Source organism: Streptomyces sp. NPDC050549, from assembly GCF_040655035.1.
Taxonomy (GTDB): Bacteria; Actinomycetota; Actinomycetes; order Streptomycetales; family Streptomycetaceae; genus Streptomyces.
Window position 1 is genome coordinate 567,206 of the sequence record NZ_JBFAJD010000001.1, and the last position, 17,166, is coordinate 584,371.

General features: G+C 71.3%; 13 protein-coding genes and 1 pseudogene. 5 read left to right on the forward strand and 9 right to left on the reverse strand.

Translation table 11 applies throughout. From position 1 onward, the window contains the following. Positions 1-142 precede the first annotated feature (142 nt). Both AB0I51_RS02535 and AB0I51_RS02540 read left to right on the forward strand, forming a co-directional pair. Positions 143-505 (forward strand): annotated as a pseudogene (locus AB0I51_RS02535) (beta-ketoacyl synthase N-terminal-like domain-containing protein); the annotation flags it as partial. Between the two features lie 291 nt (positions 506-796). Then, on the forward strand, positions 797-1,675 hold the full coding sequence (locus AB0I51_RS02540) for an alpha/beta hydrolase (protein WP_362970587.1): 879 nt from the start codon (positions 797-799) through the stop codon (positions 1,673-1,675). A 3-nt stretch (positions 1,676-1,678) separates the two neighbouring features. Here AB0I51_RS02540 and fxsT read toward each other — a convergent pair whose 3' ends face one another. From fxsT to AB0I51_RS02565, 5 genes are all read right to left on the reverse strand, one after another. Then, positions 1,679-5,620 (reverse strand): FxSxx-COOH system tetratricopeptide repeat protein, encoded by a 3,942-nt coding sequence (fxsT, locus tag AB0I51_RS02545; protein WP_362970589.1) that lies wholly within the window; start codon positions 5,618-5,620, stop codon positions 1,679-1,681. Further along, entirely contained in the window at positions 5,617-6,948 is a 1,332-nt protein-coding gene (locus AB0I51_RS02550) for a TIR-like protein FxsC (RefSeq protein ID WP_362970591.1), read from the reverse strand. Before AB0I51_RS02550 ends, fxsT begins: the two co-directional genes overlap by 4 nt. A gap of 106 nt (positions 6,949-7,054) precedes the next feature. Beyond that, entirely contained in the window at positions 7,055-7,864 is an 810-nt protein-coding gene (locus AB0I51_RS02555) for an AAC(3) family N-acetyltransferase (protein ID WP_362970593.1), read from the reverse strand. 16 nt (positions 7,865-7,880) lie between these two features. Continuing rightward, a complete protein-coding gene (gene fxsB / locus AB0I51_RS02560) occupies positions 7,881-10,058 on the reverse strand; it encodes a radical SAM/SPASM protein FxsB, inactivated metallohydrolase extension form (protein ID WP_362970595.1) in 2,178 nt (725 codons plus the stop codon). A 160-nt stretch (positions 10,059-10,218) separates the two neighbouring features. Further along, positions 10,219-10,380 (reverse strand): hypothetical protein, encoded by a 162-nt coding sequence (locus tag AB0I51_RS02565; RefSeq protein ID WP_362970597.1) that lies wholly within the window; start codon positions 10,378-10,380, stop codon positions 10,219-10,221. 236 nt (positions 10,381-10,616) lie between these two features. On the opposite strand from AB0I51_RS02565, the gene AB0I51_RS02570 reads away from it, so the two are divergent. Next, positions 10,617-11,537, forward strand: a complete 921-nt coding sequence (locus AB0I51_RS02570) for a DUF4231 domain-containing protein (protein WP_362970599.1) — start codon at positions 10,617-10,619, stop codon at positions 11,535-11,537. A gap of 56 nt (positions 11,538-11,593) precedes the next feature. On the opposite strand, the gene AB0I51_RS02575 is transcribed toward AB0I51_RS02570, so the two are convergent. Next, a complete protein-coding gene (locus AB0I51_RS02575) occupies positions 11,594-12,130 on the reverse strand; it encodes a hypothetical protein (protein WP_362970601.1) in 537 nt (178 codons plus the stop codon). A 160-nt stretch (positions 12,131-12,290) separates the two neighbouring features. Between AB0I51_RS02575 and AB0I51_RS02580 the strand changes: the two genes are divergently transcribed. Then, the gene (locus AB0I51_RS02580; protein ID WP_362970603.1) at positions 12,291-12,800 is read left to right on the forward strand and encodes a hypothetical protein; all 510 of its coding nucleotides are present in this window, start codon (positions 12,291-12,293) and stop codon (positions 12,798-12,800) included. Between the two features lie 40 nt (positions 12,801-12,840). Here AB0I51_RS02580 and AB0I51_RS02585 read toward each other — a convergent pair whose 3' ends face one another. After that, positions 12,841-13,680, reverse strand: coding sequence for a DUF1932 domain-containing protein (locus tag AB0I51_RS02585; protein ID WP_362970605.1), 840 nt, complete (start codon positions 13,678-13,680; stop codon positions 12,841-12,843). 218 nt (positions 13,681-13,898) lie between these two features. On the opposite strand from AB0I51_RS02585, the gene AB0I51_RS02590 reads away from it, so the two are divergent. Next, on the forward strand, positions 13,899-14,423 hold the full coding sequence (locus AB0I51_RS02590) for a hypothetical protein (protein ID WP_362970607.1): 525 nt from the start codon (positions 13,899-13,901) through the stop codon (positions 14,421-14,423). 268 nt (positions 14,424-14,691) lie between these two features. Here the strand turns inward: AB0I51_RS02590 and AB0I51_RS02595 are convergent, their stop codons facing one another. Beyond that, positions 14,692-16,056, reverse strand: a complete 1,365-nt coding sequence (locus AB0I51_RS02595; protein WP_362971131.1) for a GAF domain-containing protein — start codon at positions 16,054-16,056, stop codon at positions 14,692-14,694. 62 nt (positions 16,057-16,118) lie between these two features. After that, on the reverse strand, positions 16,119-17,159 hold the full coding sequence (locus AB0I51_RS02600; RefSeq protein WP_362970609.1) for a rod shape-determining protein: 1,041 nt from the start codon (positions 17,157-17,159) through the stop codon (positions 16,119-16,121). Between the last annotated feature and the right edge of the window lie 7 nt (positions 17,160-17,166).

The window sequence follows — 17,166 nt, forward strand, 5'->3', positions numbered from 1 at the left end:
CCCGGTGGACGGCACGGCGATGGTCCTGGCCTCCCCGAGGCCATCGCCTCGCCGAGTCGCCGAAGCGGAGCACACCACGCAGGTTCAGGTCGCCGAAGCAGATCGTCGCTGACTTCGATGACGGGCGCTACGTCCTGGGCTGATCCGATCGACCCGCCGCGCCTCAGGTCCATGCGCGGTCCGGTGGACGAACTCGCTTCTTGACGTCAGAGGACGGTGCTTCACCCCGAGAGTAGGGGTGGAGCAGGTGGACTTCGACGCCGAGGCGGAAAGGTTCAGCCCGCGCGAGGTGCGCTGGATGGACCGCGCGACGCAGTTCGCCGTCGCCTGCAGCCGGGACGCGGTCGCCGACAGGGGCCTCGAACTCACGGCTCTGGACCTGTGCCGTATCGGGGTGAGCCCGGGCAGCGCGGTCGCGTCCGCGACCAGCCTTGAGCGGGAGTACCTGGTGCTGTCCGACAACGGCCGGCAGTGGCTGGTGGACGACGGTTTCCTCTCCCCGCACTGGTGCTCCAGCGGGGCCATGTCCATGACTTTGTGGATCTTGGCGGCGTGTACCTCACCGAGCGCGCCGCCGAACATGGCGCGACCCGACCCGCCAGGCGCGAGGCTCCGGACCGGGTCCGGCCCTGGCCGACCGCGGGCCGGCGTAACGTCTTACCGTGGTCGTACCGCTCGTGTCGGCCGCGTATGTCCTTGAGGTGAACGCCCAGGTGTGACCGGGCAGTTGGTCTTCCGCGTCGTTTCGCCTCGCGGCCGTACGGGCAGACCACGGGCACGGGAGGGGGACTCGGCGGTGCCTGATCTGGTGGAGACGAAGAGCGGGCGGCGGCTGCAGGTGGAGGTCTCGGGGGACCCGCGGGGCCGTCCGGTGTTCCTCCTCCACGGCATGCCCGGCAGCCGCGTCGGGCCGCGGCCCCGGTCGATGTTCCTCTATCAACACGGCGCGCGGCTCATCAGCTTCGACCGCCCCGGGTACGGCGGTTCGGACCGCAGGCCCGGCCGGCGCGTCGTGGACGTCGTCGAGGACGTGACGGCCGTGGCGGACGCCCTCGGGCTCGGCCGTTTCGCGGTCGTCGGCCGGTCCGGCGGCGGACCGCACGCCCTGGCCTGCGCCGCGCTGCTGCCCGGCCGGGTGACCCGCGCGGCCGCCCTGGTGGCACTCGCGCCGCGGGACGCGAAGGGGCTCGACTGGTTCGCCGGGATGACGCCCTCGAACGTCATGGAGTTCCATACGGCGTTCACCGACCCGGAGCGGTACGCGGCCCGGATCATCCCGCGTTCGGCGGCCATCCGCAGCCACCCGGCCCGTCTGCTGGAGGAGCTGCGCTCGGAGCTGACCGACGAGGACCGGCTGATCGTCTCGGACAACAGCATCCGCTCCATGCTGCTGCGCAACTACCACGAGGCGCTGCGGACCTCGCCGTACGGCTGGATCGACGACGCCATCGCTCTGACCAGCCCCTGGGGCTTCGACCCGGCGCACATCGGGGTGCCGGTGCTGCTGTGGCACGGCGCGAAGGACGTCTTCTCGCCGGCCGCCCACTTCTCCTGGCTGGCCGCGCGTATTCCGCGGGCCAAGGCCGTCCTGGAGCCCAAGGCGGCCCATTTCTCGGCGCTGCGCGCGTTGCCCGACGTACTGGACTGGCTGCTGTCGGGCACGCCCCGGGGCTGAAGGTCACACCGCGAGCGGTTCCAGGTCCCGGTACACGCGCCGCTCGTGCGTCGCCAGGTGGGTGATGCCGTTGTTCTCGCCGAGCTGCCGTGCCTGCCTGCGCAGTTCGGTCACCGCCTCCTGACGCAGCACGTGGGCCTCGTCGGTGCGGCCGAGCGCGTCGAGGGTGAGCGCGCCGTTGCTGACGACGGCCAGGGTCTCGGGGTGCTGCCGGCCGAGGATCTCGCGCAGCGAGTCGATGGCGCGCTGTTCCAGTTTCCAGGCCTCCTCCAGCCGGTCGGTCTCGGTCAGCACGATCGCGTAGTTGGCGGAGCAGAACAGAGTGTGCGGGTGGTGGTCGCCCAGCACCGTGTTCATCCGGTCCAGCACCTTGCGGAAGACCGACTCGGCCTCTTCGAGGTCGCCGCAGCCCCAGTGGAAGATGCCGAGGTTGTTCATGGCGGTCTGGGTGTACGGGTGGGCCTCGCCCGGCACCTTCACGTATTCGGCGAGCACCCGCTGGGCGGTCCTGCGCGCGTCCTGGCGGTCGCCGACCGCGAACAGGTCGGCGGCGAGGTTCAGTTCACAGGCCAGCGCGTCCGGTGTGGTCGCTGCGTTCTGCTTGCGGTACTGCTCCAGCGTGGCCGACGTGAGCTGCTGCCCCTCGTCGAACCGGCCCGCCCTGCGCAGCGACACGGCGAGCGACTTCGCGCACCGCAGGGTGCCGGGGAACTCCGGGCCCAGTGTGCGTTCGTGCTTGGCGTACGCGTCCTCCAGCACGGTCACGGACTCGGTGTAGCGGCCGACCTCGCGCAGGTCCCGGCCGAGGTTCTCCCCGGACGACAGCGTGTAGATGTGATCGGGGCCGTGGACCCGGGTGCGCCGGTCGAAGGTGTCCTTGTCGATCTGGCGCGCGTCGCTGTACCTGCCGACCATGCGCAGCGCCAGCGCCAGGTTGTTGGCCGCGTTCAGGGTGCGCGGATGCGACTCGTGGAAGATCTCGCTGAACCCGCTGTGCGCCTCCCGGGCCAGTTCCACGCCCCGGGTGTACTGGCCGAGGGCGGCGAGGTCGGTGGCGAGGCTGGAGGTGGTGACGTAGGTGTGCGGGTGGGTGCTGCCCAGGACCCGGCGCTGTCGCTCGCGCAGCGCCTCGTTGATGTTCTGCGCCTCGACGTAACGTCCTTGCGAGCGCAGGACGTTGGCGAGTTGGCCCTGGAGGTAGAGGTACTGCACGTCGTCCTCGCCGAGCATCGGCTTCCAGTGCGCGAGGAGGGTCTCGGCGAGTTGCTGGGCGCGGGGGAAGTCGCCGCGTTTCCACAGGTATCGGACGCGGTCGATGAGCAGTCGGCGGGGGTCGGCCTCCGTGCAGTTGCGGATGTCGGAGGCCGACAGGTGCGGCCAGATGGCGTCGAAGCGGGGCCAGGACTCCCGGTCGTCGGTGGGTTCGTCGCCGTCGGGCCGGGCGCCCGCGAGCACGGTGTGCACCATGTGCCGTGCCGTGCGCCGCTCGTCCTCCGTCATCTGCGAGCGGATCACGGCCTGGACCAGCCGGTGGATCTGGATGGAGCTGGACACCTGGTCGACCTTGGCGAGCGCGAGCCTGCCGATCTCCCGGATCACCCGGCCCAGGAGCAGACCTTCCTGGAGCGCGGGGTCGTAGGGCTTGAGCGCGTCGAGCATCTCCTTGCCGTAGAGCAGATGGGAGGAGATCGGCTCGGGGGCGAGGAAGGCGCAGAGCTGGAGCAGTCGTACCGAGGCGGGTGAACGTTCCTTCAGGCGCTCGATGGAGATGTTCCAGGTCGCGGCCACCGTCTCGGGGTAGTCGGCGGCCTGGTTGAGGGCGAGGACCGCGGCCGCCTGTTCGGTGAGCCGGCGCAGGTACTCGGCGGTCGGGGTGGCGGTCTCGGCCAGCCAGGCCGCGGCCTGTTCCACGGCGAGCGGGAGGTCGCCGACGGCGGTGGCCACCTCGTCGGCCTCCTCCAGGGTGAGCCCCGGGGCGCGGCGGGAGAGGTGCTCGGTGCTCTCGCGGCGCAGGAAGACGTCGACGCCGAGGGTGGCTCCCCGCTGGGACCACGACTGGTTGCGGGAGGTGACGAGGATGTGGCCGCCGCTGCCTGCCGGGAAGTAGCCGACGAGGTCCTCGGGGTCGTCCGCGTTGTCGAAGACGAGGATCCACCGCCGGGTGGGGTTCCCCTCGGCGAGCATGTGCACGGCTTCCTGGCTGGCCAGCGCCATGTCGTCGCCGCCGGGCGCCCCGATGAGGGCACCGAGTTCGGCGAGCGAGGCGACGACGTCGTCGACGTGCTCCGCCGAGACCCACCAGACCAGGTCGTAGTCGGCCATGAAACGGTGCACGTACTCCAGTGCGATCTGGGTCTTCCCGACCCCGCCCAGGCCGAAGAGGGCCTGGGGCTGCGGCAGGACGACCGACATTCCGCCGCGCAGCTGTTCGCGCACCTGGTCGAGGATCGGGCCGCGCCCGGTGAAGGTGGTGTTGCGCTGCGGCACGTTCACGAACCGGGGCTCGTGCGCGGGGAACCGGGGTGCCGCGGGCCCGGCGTCCGGCAGCTGCACGGGCAGCTCCAGCGCGCTCAGCAGGGCGGCGGCGCACTGCGACTCGTCGGACCCCTGGAGGTCGATCATCAGGTCCTGGTCCAGGTACGACTCCTGCGGCCGGGCCTCGTCGATCCGTACCGGCACCAGCGTGCCCGGTGTCGGGGTGGAGCTCATCAGGGCGCTCAGGACGCCCTCGGCATACCGTGAGTGCTGGAGGGCGCTGGACAGCAGGACCAGGGTGCGGGTGGCGGACCCGGTGCGCTCGACGGGACTGGCGGACAGTTCGTGCAGCGTGACGTTGCAGCCGGCCCGCTTGAGTAACGACTCCACCCAGTCGGCCCACATCCGGTTCTCCGCCGCGTACACGATGATCATCTCGGCCGTGGTGGCCGACGGCCGGCGCCGGATGAAGGCGTCGCGGCAGCGCTGCCGTACCGGTTCCGGGATGGTCGGCAGACTGGTGATCGCGCCGTCGGTGAGGACCGAGGTGAGCCGCTCGAAGGCGGACAGCAGGGACTTGGGGTCGCCCTTCTCGTCGCCGAAGGTGGCGAGGGTCTCTTCGTAGGCGTAGTAGGGGCGGTAGGGGATCTCGACATGGCCCCAGTAGTCGGTGATCTCGTCGGCGCCCAGCTGCTCGCCCTGCCGTCCCTTCGGCAGTCCGGCGAACTTCAGCCGGGCCAGCGCGCGGCCCGCGTCGACCTTGTCCTTCTCACCCTCGTCGATGCGCATCGGCACCGGGAGCACGCGTATGCGCCGTTTGCGGTGCTCGTCCCCGACGCTGTGCGCGACGTCGGCGGCGCCGTTGAGGGACTGGTCGCTCAGGGTGAAGCAGTCGACCAGGACGTCGGGCATCTGCAGGGTGCAGATGTCCGCGGTGTCCGAGAGGCCGGTGCGGGAGTCGATCAGGACGTAGTCGTAGGAGCGCTTCATGCTGTCGCGCAGCTCGTCCAGGAAGGCGCCGCCGCCGAGCCGGTCGTAGAAGTTGTCCCACTCCAGGGAGGAGGCGGTCGCCGAGTAGGCGCGGAACTGGCGGCCCGCGGAGAGGAAGTCGAGCGAGCCGCCGTCCGGGAAGCTGAGCCCCAGCGGTTCGGGGGACAGGGAGGCGGCGTGCTGTTCGACGTCGGCGAACTCCCGGTGCCAGGCGCCGGTGCGATGGGTGCCGTCCGTCGCCGCCCAGGCGTAGTCCTGGAGGATGTTGAGGACACCCGTGGTGGCCGTGATCACGTTGGGGTCCAGGAAGGGATGGAAGAACCGGTGCAGGCCCGGTGCCTCCAGGTCCCAGTCGACGGCGAGCACGCGTTTTCCGTTGGCGGCCAGAATCCACGCCGTGTTGGCCAGCGCCATCGTCCGTCCGGTGCCGCCCTTGTACGAGTAGAAGGTGATGATGCGTCCGTCTCGTGCGGCCGTCATGCCTCTCCCTTGTCGTCGTCTTCCGGGTTCTCCGGACCGGGTCCGGGCGGTGCGGAAAGGTCCAGCAGCCGAGGTCGCGGAACGTGCGGGACCTCCGGCGGCCGGGCCTCGGCGTGCTTGAGGAACTGCCGGGTGGTGTGTGCCACCACGGCGGGCAGCACATTGGTGAAGGCCGTCAGGGTGGGGACGCCGTTGACGGCGATGCGGTGGTCGCTGCGCCGGGCCCGGTCCAGGATGGTGGGCATCGCCCGCTCCAACTCCTCGGCCAGGCGCTGTCCTTCGGGCCCGCGGCACTGGATGTCGGCCCGGTTGCGGGGGATGATCGCGCTCAGCCAGGGACGGGCCGCCGCGTCGAACGTCTTGAGCCGGCGCCGGCGTTCCTCGTCGCTCAGCGCCCACTGGTCGACCAGCAGGATGCCGGGGCCCGGGACCGGGGGTTCGTGCGCGCCCGCGGCGAACACGTGCTCGCTGGTGTCCTCGTCGTCGAAGGAGGCGACCGTCACCCGGTAGTCCAGGGTGCGGATCAGATCCTCGGCGACCGCGGACAGCGGCCGGGTCGACTCCGAGTGGTACGGGTTCCAGCCCAGTGCGTCGTCGCCGTACGGCTGCAGGTCGCGGTGCTGGGGGACGGTGTCGCGGGTGGGCGCGGCCACGGTCAGGCGGATGTGGCGGGGGCCGGTGCCGGGCGGTTTGAAGGCGCTGGGGGTGGCCTCGTAGTCGCGGGGCCGGCTGGGCGGGAGCTTCGACTCGTGGGCGACACGGACGATGCGCTCGGCGAGACCGAGCACGGTCTCCTCGTACTCCTCGCGCAGTCGCTTGAGCTTGATCAGTCCGTAGATCCCCCGGGTCGCGTATCCGCTGCCGAGACCCGAGTCGTCCAGGTGGATGTGGCGTACGGAGTCGGGAAGTTCGTTGAACTCGACGCGGGTCCACAGCGCGGGCACGATCGCGGGCACCTCGCTCTCCCCGGTAGTCCTGGCGTGCAGCATCCGCTCGGTGAAAGCGAACCACTCCCGGCCGCACATCTCGCTGGAGAAGTAGCGGGGCGAGAAGAGCGGTACGAAGACCCGGCACGAGGCGAGGTTCTGGCTCAGCTTCTCGGGCCAGCCCTCCCCGGAGCGCATCTCCCGGTCCATGAAACCGGCGTTGGAACCGGCGGGCAGGGCGGTGAGGGCCATGATGTGGCTGCACAGATCCTTGAACAGGACACGCACCCAGTGGTCGGGGTCCCCGCTGTCCGGACCCCACGGCGGTGTGTGGGCGTAGGACAGGAAGAAGTAGGGCCGGTGGTCCGGAACGCGGCCCTGTGCCCGTTCAGCTCTGTCCACCAGTCCCCCCTGCCTGCCGACAAGCCGCCGGTCCGCCCCGCCGACGGCGCCCCTCCGGCCGGAACCAACAATGTGCCGGACCGGGCGCCCCTACGGTTCGCTATTTTCAGGCCAAAGGCTGGCGATATCTGGACATCTGGACTCGGGCGTGACCGACCACGTCCCTTATTCCACACAAGGTGACCGTTTTTGTCGCCCAGTCGGCTTGGCGCAGCAGTTCTCCCGGCAGGCGGGAGCCGATCGCGCCGAAGTCGCTGTCGTCCAGGACGAGATCGCGGTACGCGATCCAGTTCCCCTCCTGCCCCATCACGCACCGGTACGTCCGCCGGGCGGGCCGGGGACGCAGGAAGTAGTCGGTGCGCGGGCGCGCCAGATACTCGGCGTAGTGGAAGGCGCTGCACACCTCGAACCCCACCCGCAGCAGCAGGATCTGGGCGTCGGCGGCGTACAGCCGCCGCATCGGCGAGAGCCTGCCGAGATGACTGCGCAGGGGATGCCGGCGCAGCAACCGCCCTGCCCGCGGCCCGAGTCCGGCGAACGAGGTCTGCGGATGCGCGCTGCGCACGGCGCCGGGCGTGGAGCGCACGCACTCGGCGAGCGCCCCCATGGTGGGGCATCCGGTGGAGTCGGGGTCGAAGGACGGCATCGTCGCGCGGTACCGCTCCGCCTCCTCCTCGCTCAGCCCCGCGACGGCCGTCCGGTACGCCCGCGAGGTGTCGGAGTTCTCCGGGGTGAACGCGGGCACGATCAAGGTGCCCTCGGGGCCGAGTGCGTCCAGCAACGCGTCCCGGACCAGCCCGGGAGCGGTCCTGGTGCCGTTGAGTGCCGCGTGCACCATCAGCACACCACCCCGACGGACCCCCAACGACCGCAGCAGGGACGGGAGTTCACCGATCCGCGAACCGCGTTGGGTCACGGAGGCATACGACTGCTCAGCCACGGGCGTCCGCCCACTGGGACCACATCCGGGCCACCAGCACGGAACCGGTGACGGTCAGTTCACCCTCGGGCAGCAGCGTGAGCGCGGTCAGCGCGCGGGCAGTCCGGTGGCCGTCCGCCGCCGCGCCCAGCGCCTCGTCCGCCTCGTCCAGCAGGGCGCCGGCCGGGCTGCCCAGCACATGCAGGTCCGCCGTCTCGCGCAGGGCGGTCAGCCGGGCCCGGCGGCCGAGGCGGGGGAGCTCCCGGGCGAACTCCTCGGGCCGCACGTCCACCGCCACGCCCAGCGCGCCCAGCCCGTGTGCCCCGAGCAGCAGACCGCTGCCGCGGACGAGCGGGGTGAGGACGGTGGGGCGGAACAGGTCGGGGCCGGTGCGCCGCGCCGAGGTGTCCTTCTCCAGGAGTTCGTAGCCACGGATCACCCGTTCCGCGAACTCTCCGCATTCCAGCGGCGGTGCGACGGGCGCGGGGAAGCAGTCGCGGTAGGGATCCGCGTCGTCGATCAGCGGGCCGTCCTTCGCCCACAGCCGGTCGAGCGGGCGCCAGCGCCCGGACGAGGCCGTCCCGTCCAGCGCGATCCGTGTCTCCTCCGTGTCCCCGCCGGGCCGACCGCTCTCGCGCACCCGGAACTCACCCGGTCCCACGGTCACTTCGACGCGGCCCGGGGCGTCCAGCCGGTACGAGCCGAGGGCGGGCAGATGCAGCAGGGTGCCGGGCTGGTCCCAGGAGAGGGAGGTACTGACACCCGTCCAGAGGGCCACGGCGACGGACAGGGCCATGAACCGGGCCGTGTCGGGGGGGCCGCTGAGGGACCGCTGGAGGCCGGTGCGGACGTAGGGGTGGGCGAGGATCTGGTCCAGGAGCGGGGAGGTCTCACGGTCCCCGTCCACGGCCAGCAGAAGCCGCCAGGCCTCCAACTCATCGGGGCCAGAAGCCAGTTGCTCCCGCGCCCGGCGCAACAGCACTCGGTCCAGGTCGAGTTGGGCCCATTGCAGCTGCTCGGTGCCCAGCACCGACGGGGCGAAGGAGCGGTCGGTCACCCGGTCGGCGATACCTTCCACCAACGAGCGCAGATCGCCGCAGAAGACGCTGGGGTTTCCGAACCCCGGTTCGATGCCCGGCTGTTGCCCGGAGCTGTACCGGTGCCCGTACAGTCCGCCGCCGCACGAACTCACCACGGGACAGCGGCGGCAGGTGTCGCTGATTCCGTCGATCCCCAACTGCCGTGCCTGCACGCCCTCGTGGGAGGCGAACTCGGCGAAACCGTGCTGGAACACGTCATAGCCGGTCTCGGGAGCGCCCGCATAGGCGGTCTTCAGCCAGTCTGCCTGTTCGAAGGTGCCGTCCGTCTCGATCACGGCCAGATCGCTCGGCGCGAGTCCCATCGCCTCGGTCAGACTGGGCCCGCCGCGCAGGGTGCTGAGCACGGATTCGAAGGTCCGCACCGGCATCGGGCGGCCCTGCTGATCCCAGCGGTCGAAGACCTTGAGCAGCCAGTCCGCGTACGGGGTCTCGGCGCCGGACGGGTTGGGCGGCGGCCGGTCCCAGGTGGAGTGGGGGAGGAGGTAGTCGATGCGGGGCGGGTCGAGTTCGCTGAGCGCGTCCTGGACGGCGACCGGGTCGTTGGTCACGTCCACCGTGCAGAGCAGTCCGCTGAACAGGTGCCGGTAGCCGGGCTCCTGGAGCAGCCGGATGCCGCGCACCACACGGTCGTAGCTGCTGCGTCCCTGACGATCCACCCGGTGTCTGTCGTTCGCCGCACGGCCCCCGTCGAGCGACACGCTGACGTGGACCCCGAACTCCTTGCAGACGTCCAGGTGACGGCGGTTGAGGGTGACCGCGTTGGTGTGCATGCGCAGGTCGAGTGCGGTGTGCGGGGAGAGGGTGCGGGTGAGTTCCGCACAGATGTCCCGTAATCTCGTCGGGCCCACGAGAAGCGGTTCTCCCCCATGCATGATGACGGAGACGGAGTCGAGGCCCTGCTCGGTGGCGTGGTCCGCGAGTCGGCGGGCGACGGCCCGCACGGTGTCGGGACGGATGAAGGTGGGGCGGGAGCGCCAGCTCTGGTCGGCGTGCTGGTACACGTAACAGTGGTCGCAGAGCAGATCGCACCTACTGTGGATCTTGAGGACCAACTGTCTCAGAGGTGGGTTGCCGACATCCTGACTCGTCACCGGCAGCACTATCGCAGATTCGGAGCAGAGGAAAGTACGGAATGACGCAACCCTGTTGAAGCATTGACGTCCTGACGGCTCACTGACGTGGGTACTGGTGGTGGACGTGTCCGCCGGGCGCACCCACGTCAGTGTGAAGTTCCGCGGGCGGCGGCCTGGATCAGGTCGCCGAGTTGAAGGTGATCGGACGGCGCGTGCCGTGGCCCGGGCGATCGGTGACGCGGCCCGCGTTGTGCACGGCGGCGGCGGTGTACGGGTCGATGTCCTTCAGCGGGGTGGTGCGCCGGGGGGTCCGCCCGGCAGGGCTGGAGGAAGACCTCATGTCATTGATGACGGCGGTCATGTCGCTTGGTCGCTCCGGTTCGACTGGATCGGATGGAGATTACGAGGGGAGTCCAGCGAGCCGGTCGACTCGTGTTCCCGATGATGCGGACCATACCGGAGGATCGAGCCAAGAGGTGTCCCACATCAGGCTGGTTCCCGTACTCACAGAGTTCTTAGTCTGGATGCCGGGGCGCGCGAAACAATTCGGGGCGCGCAACGACATCGGGGGGCGCCATGGGGGCTGCTGCCACACCTGTGCCGAGCACCGTATTGCACGACGAGGACCTGCCGCCGCTGTTCCGTTTCAGTGATGAGGCGGCGTTGCACCATCAGAGTGACTCCTTCCGGGGAACCCGCACCCATCTGACCGTCCTGATCCTGGCCACTGCCGCCGCCGCACTGACCCAGGCGGCGTCCGGCCGGGCGATGACGGTGTGCGCGGGCGTGCTGTACGGCGCGACCATCCTGCTGGGGCTGAGCACCTCGCGTCGTCGAGCCCGGGCCCGCTGGCAGACCCACCGTGCGGCGGCCGAGCTGCTCAAGTCGCTGGCCTGGCAGTACATGGTGCACGGCGGCCCCTTCCACTCCGGGGTACCGGACCCGGACGGGCTGTTCGCCGAACGGCTGGAGGAACGTTTGCGCGAGCTGCGCAAATGGGGCTGGGAGGACTCCCGCGACGGCTCGGGCGAACGCGGAAGGGGCCAGATCACGCCCCGGATGCGGGCGGTGCGGGCCAAGCCGTACGCCGCACGCCGGGACCTCTATCTGCGCGACCGGCTTCTCGAACAGCTGCTCTGGTACCGGAACAAGGCGTCGAGGGCGTACCGCTCCGCCGCCCGCTGGTCGGCCGTCACCGCGGTCCTGACCCTGTTCGCCCTGGTGGCGGCCCTGCTGCCGAGCGCGGGCGCCGGACTCGGCGGCGCGGACGTGGCAGGACTGCTGAGCGCGGCGGCAGCGGCGGGCGTCGCCTGGCAGGAGGTACGCCGGCACGGTCCGTTGACCTACGCCCACTCCCTCATCGAACAGGACCTGGAGACGACCCGGATCGCCATGTCCACCACGGTGACCCAGGGCGGCTGGGCGGAGGCGGTGGAGCAGGCGGAGCGGCTGATGTCACCGGCGCACACGGAGTGGCTGGTGCGGTTCGGCGGCTGATGTGACGTCAGTTCACGTCTGTGAAGGGCGGGTTGATCCGCAACCGGGCGGTCGGATCAGTCCCGCCGCATGCCCGACGGCCACACCACGGTGAACGGCACCCCCGTGCGCTCGGCGTACTCCACCACGTCGCCGGTGCCGCCCAGGCCGCGTGCCGGGCGGCCGTCCCAGACGGCGATCAGCAGGTCGCAGTGGTCCACGATCCAGCGGCCCGCGGCGAAGTAGGCTTCCTCGTGCGTCGGTTCGGCGGGCAGGTAGACGCGGGCCGCGCAGGACCTGAGAATCCTGCGGTACGCGGAGCGGACCTCGGCGCCGCCCAGGTGGGCCTCGTAGTCCATGCCGGGGATCACCGCCGTCACGGACACCCCGTGGGCCAGGGCGATGTCGGCGAACATCTGGTCGGCGCCCGCCGCGAGGCTGCTGATGGCCGCCAACTCGCCCTCGGCGCCGGACAGTTTGTGCCGCAGCGCGGAGTGGACCAAGGGCAGTGCGGCCGGCGGGATCACGCGATGTCCCGTGATGCCGATACAGGTGGCGGCGACCCGCGGTTTCAGGGCGGCGGTGTCGAGGGTCCGGGTGGTCTCAGCCGACATGGGAACGCCCCTCCCGACACCATCAGTACGCATACCATAACGCAGGGCGATGAAGGCGCACAGGGGGCGCAGGGGGTCACGGACGGTGTGCGCTCCGGGGTGTGGGGCGTCGAGGCCCGGCAGAGTGAACGCCCGCCGCGCCCCACCCGTACCCCCTGCCGTGACCCACCAGACACAGCAGCCCGACCGGCACCGCACCGCCGGTCTCCGTCTCCGTCGTGGCGCCGCGCTGGCGCTGCTTCCGCTCGCCGTGGCGTGCGGTGGGGGTGAGGACGACGGGGAGGGGAGACGGAAGTCGGCCGCACCCTCCGTGACCGCCGCCCCCGCGGCCGGCGTGGTCGCGCCCGCGAAGGTCGAGGTGATCGCCGGGCTGACCGGGTGCACCGCCGAGATCCGGATCGAGGCGGAGGAACTCCGTGAGGGGCAGTGCCGTACGGGGCAGGGCGAGTACCGGATCACCACGTTCCCCGAGGAGCGGTTCAAGGTGACCTGGCTCGACACGGCTGCCGTCTACGGCGGCAAGTACCTCGTCGGCACCCGCTGGGTCGTCAGCGCGCGGCCGGAGCTGCTGGAGGGTCTCCGCGCCCGACTCGGCGGAACCGTACAGGAGTTGCGCGGGGCCGGGCCTGCCGCGTCACCTTCCTTCGGGCCCGGGGCGTCGGCCTCCTGAGCCGTCCCTGCGTCTCCTGGGTCGCCCTTCCGTCCCCTGGTCACCGCTCCGTGCGGAGGTGCCCCAACACCTCCGCGAGCGGCAGGTCGAACCGGTCCTTGTCGCCGGCCCACCGGCGCAGCACATTCGCCGCGCCCTCCGCGAGGTCCGGCGGCAGTTCCGCCGTGCGCAGGGTCGCCGCGATCTCCTCCAACTCCGGTGCCCAGCGCCAGGCCCGGGCGGCGACGCTGGGCAGCTGGTCGGTCTCGGCGAGGATGTTGGACGTCAACGAGCCTGCCTCCAGGGCGAGTTCGGCCGCCACGCCGTGGCTCGCGGCCAGCGCGTGCGAGACGGCGGCCAGTACGCGGGCCGACTTCTGGTACGAGGCGTACGACATCTTCAGCGCCGACGCGGCACCGATCCCGGCGCTGAGGGGGCGGGCCAGTACCTGGGTGCCTTCGAACACCGCCGCCACCCTGGCGACTTCCTTTCCGTCGCCGCTCAGATAGAGGCGCGGGGCGCTGCCCGGCCCCGGCGGGCCGCCGACGATCGAACCGTCGAGCATCGGCACTTCGCGCTCCGCGCACGCCGCCGCGATACGCCTCGTACGGTCCGGGCTGATCGCGTTGGCCTCGACGTACACGCCCCGGAAGGGGTGCGCGAGGACCTCGTGCGCCACGTCCTCGGCCGCGTGCGGCGGGCACACCGACAGCACGAAGTCGCTTGCTGCCAGGGCCGATTGGAGGGACTCGGCCGCCTCCAGGCCCGCGTCCCGGGCCCGTTGGAGACTGGCGGTGCCGCGGCCGGTCGGGACGTACAGCACCCGGGTACCCGCGAGGGCCGCCTGGCCGCCGACCTTCGCGCCCATGGCGCCGGGATGCAGAAGCGTCAGCGTGGTCATGGGCCCCACGTTAGGCGGGGCCCGCGACCGGGTCGGTGCGCGGTGCCGACAACCAAGCGCGGGCCATGACTTGTCCTCCGTCGGCCCCGGATTGCTGAAACATTCAATAAATGGATCTTCGGGACCGGTAAAGGGCTCTACCCGCATAGATGATCCCGGTGCTGTCATGCTCACGACTGCCTGGAATCCCTGCCGGGCACCACTCCGGGAGATCCCCCATGCCCCGAATATCCCGCTCCCTGGTCACCGCCCTCTCCTCCCTCGCGCTCGCCGCCGCCGGCCTCACGGTCGCCGCGGGCACCGCGCACGCACAGAGCTGCAGCCAGGACTACCTCCCGCTCCCCGACCCCAGTTGCCAGCCCGGCGACTTCAACCCGGACGTCACCCAGTCCACCATCGACTCCACCATCTGCGTCTCCGGGTGGACCGCGACCGTCCGGCCCTCCAGCTCCTACACCACCGCGCTGAAGAAGAAGCAGATCGTCGAGTACGGCTACACGGACACCAGCACCTCGGACTACGAGGAGGACCATTTCCTCCCGCTCGAACTCGGTGGCGCCCCCAAGAGCGAGCTCAACCTCTGGCCCGAGCCGGAGTACGGCACCAAGACCGCCGCCAACAAGGACACCGTCGAGAACAAGCTGAAGAAGGCCGTCTGCGCGGGCACCGTCACGCTCTCCGACGCCCAGGACGCGATCCTCACGGACTGGACGACCGCACTGTCCGACCTCGGCCTGAGCTGAACTCCGCGCCCGACTCGGGGCCGGTCTCCTCCTCCGGGAGCAGCCGGCCCCTCGCCGCTCCTTCCGGGGAGGCAGACCAAGTGCCTCCGCAAGGGCGATGTTCTTCGGCGTCGCGAGGAAGAGTGTGGGGCATAGGAGAGGGGCATAGGAGATATGAGCCTCGGGAGGGCGCCATGAACCGACAGATCCGTGTTCGCGTGATTCGCCGGCCCGCCGCGCCCCGCGACGACACCATCGACCGCAGGACGCCGTCGGGGCGGATCCTGCCCTACTGACTTTCCTGCCGCAGGGGCGACCGCCAACTCACCGTCGTGCCTTCGCCGTCGTACACCCTCAGCCGTACGGCGTCCCGGCCGTCCGGCAGCGGAGTCGTCACGTCGACCGTGATCTCCAGACGGGACAGACGGGATACGTCGGTGCGGCCGGACGCCGTGGCGAGGGCGCGACGCAGGACGGCGAGGAGCCGGACCGCCACCTGATCGGGGACGAGGGTGTCCACCGGGCCCTTGAAGCGGGTCGAGGGCCGGCCCGCGAGGGCGGCCGCCGCCTCCCGAAGTACCTTGCCGCGAAGGCTCGTTGGGGCCTCGGCCGGTGGCTGCTGCAGGGCGAAGATCGCCGTGCGGACCTCCTGGACCGTCGACTGGAGTTCGTCGACGGCGCGTCCGAGGGCCTCGTGGGCCGGGTCGGCCGGTCCGCCCCTGCGCTGGGCTGACTCCAGCAACATGCCGGTGGCGAACAGCCGTTGGACGACCAGGTCGTGCAGGTCGCGGGCGATACGGTCGCGGTCCTCGAAGACGGCGAGGCGTTCACGGCCGTGCCGGGCGTCGGCCAGGACCAGCGCGAGCGCGGCCTGGGACGCGAACTGCGTTGCCAGCGACCGTTCCACGGCCGTGTAGGGGCGGTCGCCCCGGTGGCGGGGGAGGGCGAGCGTGCCGATGAGACGGCCCTCGGTCTGGAGCGGCAGCATCATGCTGGGGCCGAACCGGTGCCGTACATGCGTCGTCATGCGCGGGTCGGTCGCCGAGTCGTCGATGAACACCGGTTCGCCGCCCAGGAGTTGGACCAGGACCGGGCTGCCGGGCGCGATGGTCGTGCCGACGATGTCGCCCGGGTCCTCGAAGGTGGAGGCGGTGACGATCTCCATGCCGCCCGCCTCGGTGGGCTGCAGGATCACACCCGCGGCGGCGTCGGCCAGCGCCCGGGCGCCCTCGGCGACCGTCGTCAGCGCGTCGGCCGCCCGCTCGCCGGTGAGCAGCGCGGTGGTCACGGCCGCCGCGCCCTCGATCCAGCGCTCGCGCTGCCGGGCCGTCTCGTACAGGCGGGCGTTGCCGATCGCGATGCCGGCCTGCGCGGCGAGGACGTGCAGCAGGTGTTCGTCCTCGGCGGTGAAGGGGGCGGCGGGTTGCTTGCCGGCCAGGTGGAGGTGGCCGAACACCTCGTCCTGGACGTGGATCGGCACGCTGAGCACCCCCGGAGGCGGCGGCTCCGCCCCGCCGGTGCGGATCTCGGTGAGGCCGTCCTGCCCCGGGTCCGTCGTGCCGAGCGCCGCGTACCGCGCGCCGGTCAGCTCGGCCGCGCCGTCCACGATGTGCTGGAGGGTGGTGCGCAGTTCGAGCTCGGAGCCGACGCTCAGGACGGCTTCGAGGAGGCGGGAGAGGTCGGGGGCGCCGGCCCGCGGGCCGGCCGGGTCCGGGTTCAGGCGGTCGCCAGCGGGTCCAGGACCAGCGGCTCGATCTTGCCCTCCAGCATGTAACCGAGGCCCTGTACGGCGCACACGTCCGGCCGCTCGGCGATGTGGACCGGCATGCCGGTCGCCGCGCGCAGCATCTGGTCGAGGCCGGGGAGCAGGGCGCTGCCGCCGACCATCATGATCCCGCGGTCGGCGAGGTCGGCCACCAGGTCGGGCGGGCAGTTGCGCAGCACGCGGCCGATGCCGTCGAGCACGGCGGTCAGCGGGGTCTCGATCGCGTCCCGTACGGCGGCGGTGTCGACCTGCACGGAACGGGCAAGCCCGGTCGCCACGTCCCGCCCGTGGATCTCGGTCAGGGCCGGGCCGTGCGCGGTGAGACCGTTGCCGGAGAGGGCGAGCTGCAGTGGCCGCACGGACTGGCTCGGCAGCATCAACTCGTGCTCGTGGCGCAGGTGTTGGACGATCGCGTGGTCGACGGCCTCGCCGCCCACCGGGATGCGTTCGGCGGTGACGATCGAGCCGAGGGAGAGCACGGCGACCTGGGTCGCGGCGGCCCCGCACACCATGATCATGGTGGCCTCGGGCCGCTCCACGGGGAGTCCGCAGCCCACGGCGGCGGCGATCAGCGTGTCGACCAGTTCCACCCGGCGCGCCCCGAGCCCGACCAGCGTCTCGATCGCGGCCCGCTGCGCCAGCGGATCGGCGTCGTGCGGGGTGCAGGCGGCGGCCCGCAGCCGGGGCTTGCGGCGCAGCGCGCGGCGCACCTTGTCGCCGATCAGGTGCCGCAGCATGCGCTGCGCCATCTCGATGTCGACGACGGTCCCGCCGGAGACCGGCCGGACGACCCGGATGTAGTCGGGCGTACGACCCGTCATCTTCTCGGCGAACTCTCCTACGGCGATCAGCGCGCCGGTCCGTGTGTTCACGGCGGCGGCGGACGGCTGGTCGACGACGAGCCCGGCACCCTTGACGTAGACACGGGTGCGGGCCGCTCCCAGGTCGACGGCGAAATGGCAGCGTCGCAACTGCTCCAGACTGACGGTCATGGAAGGT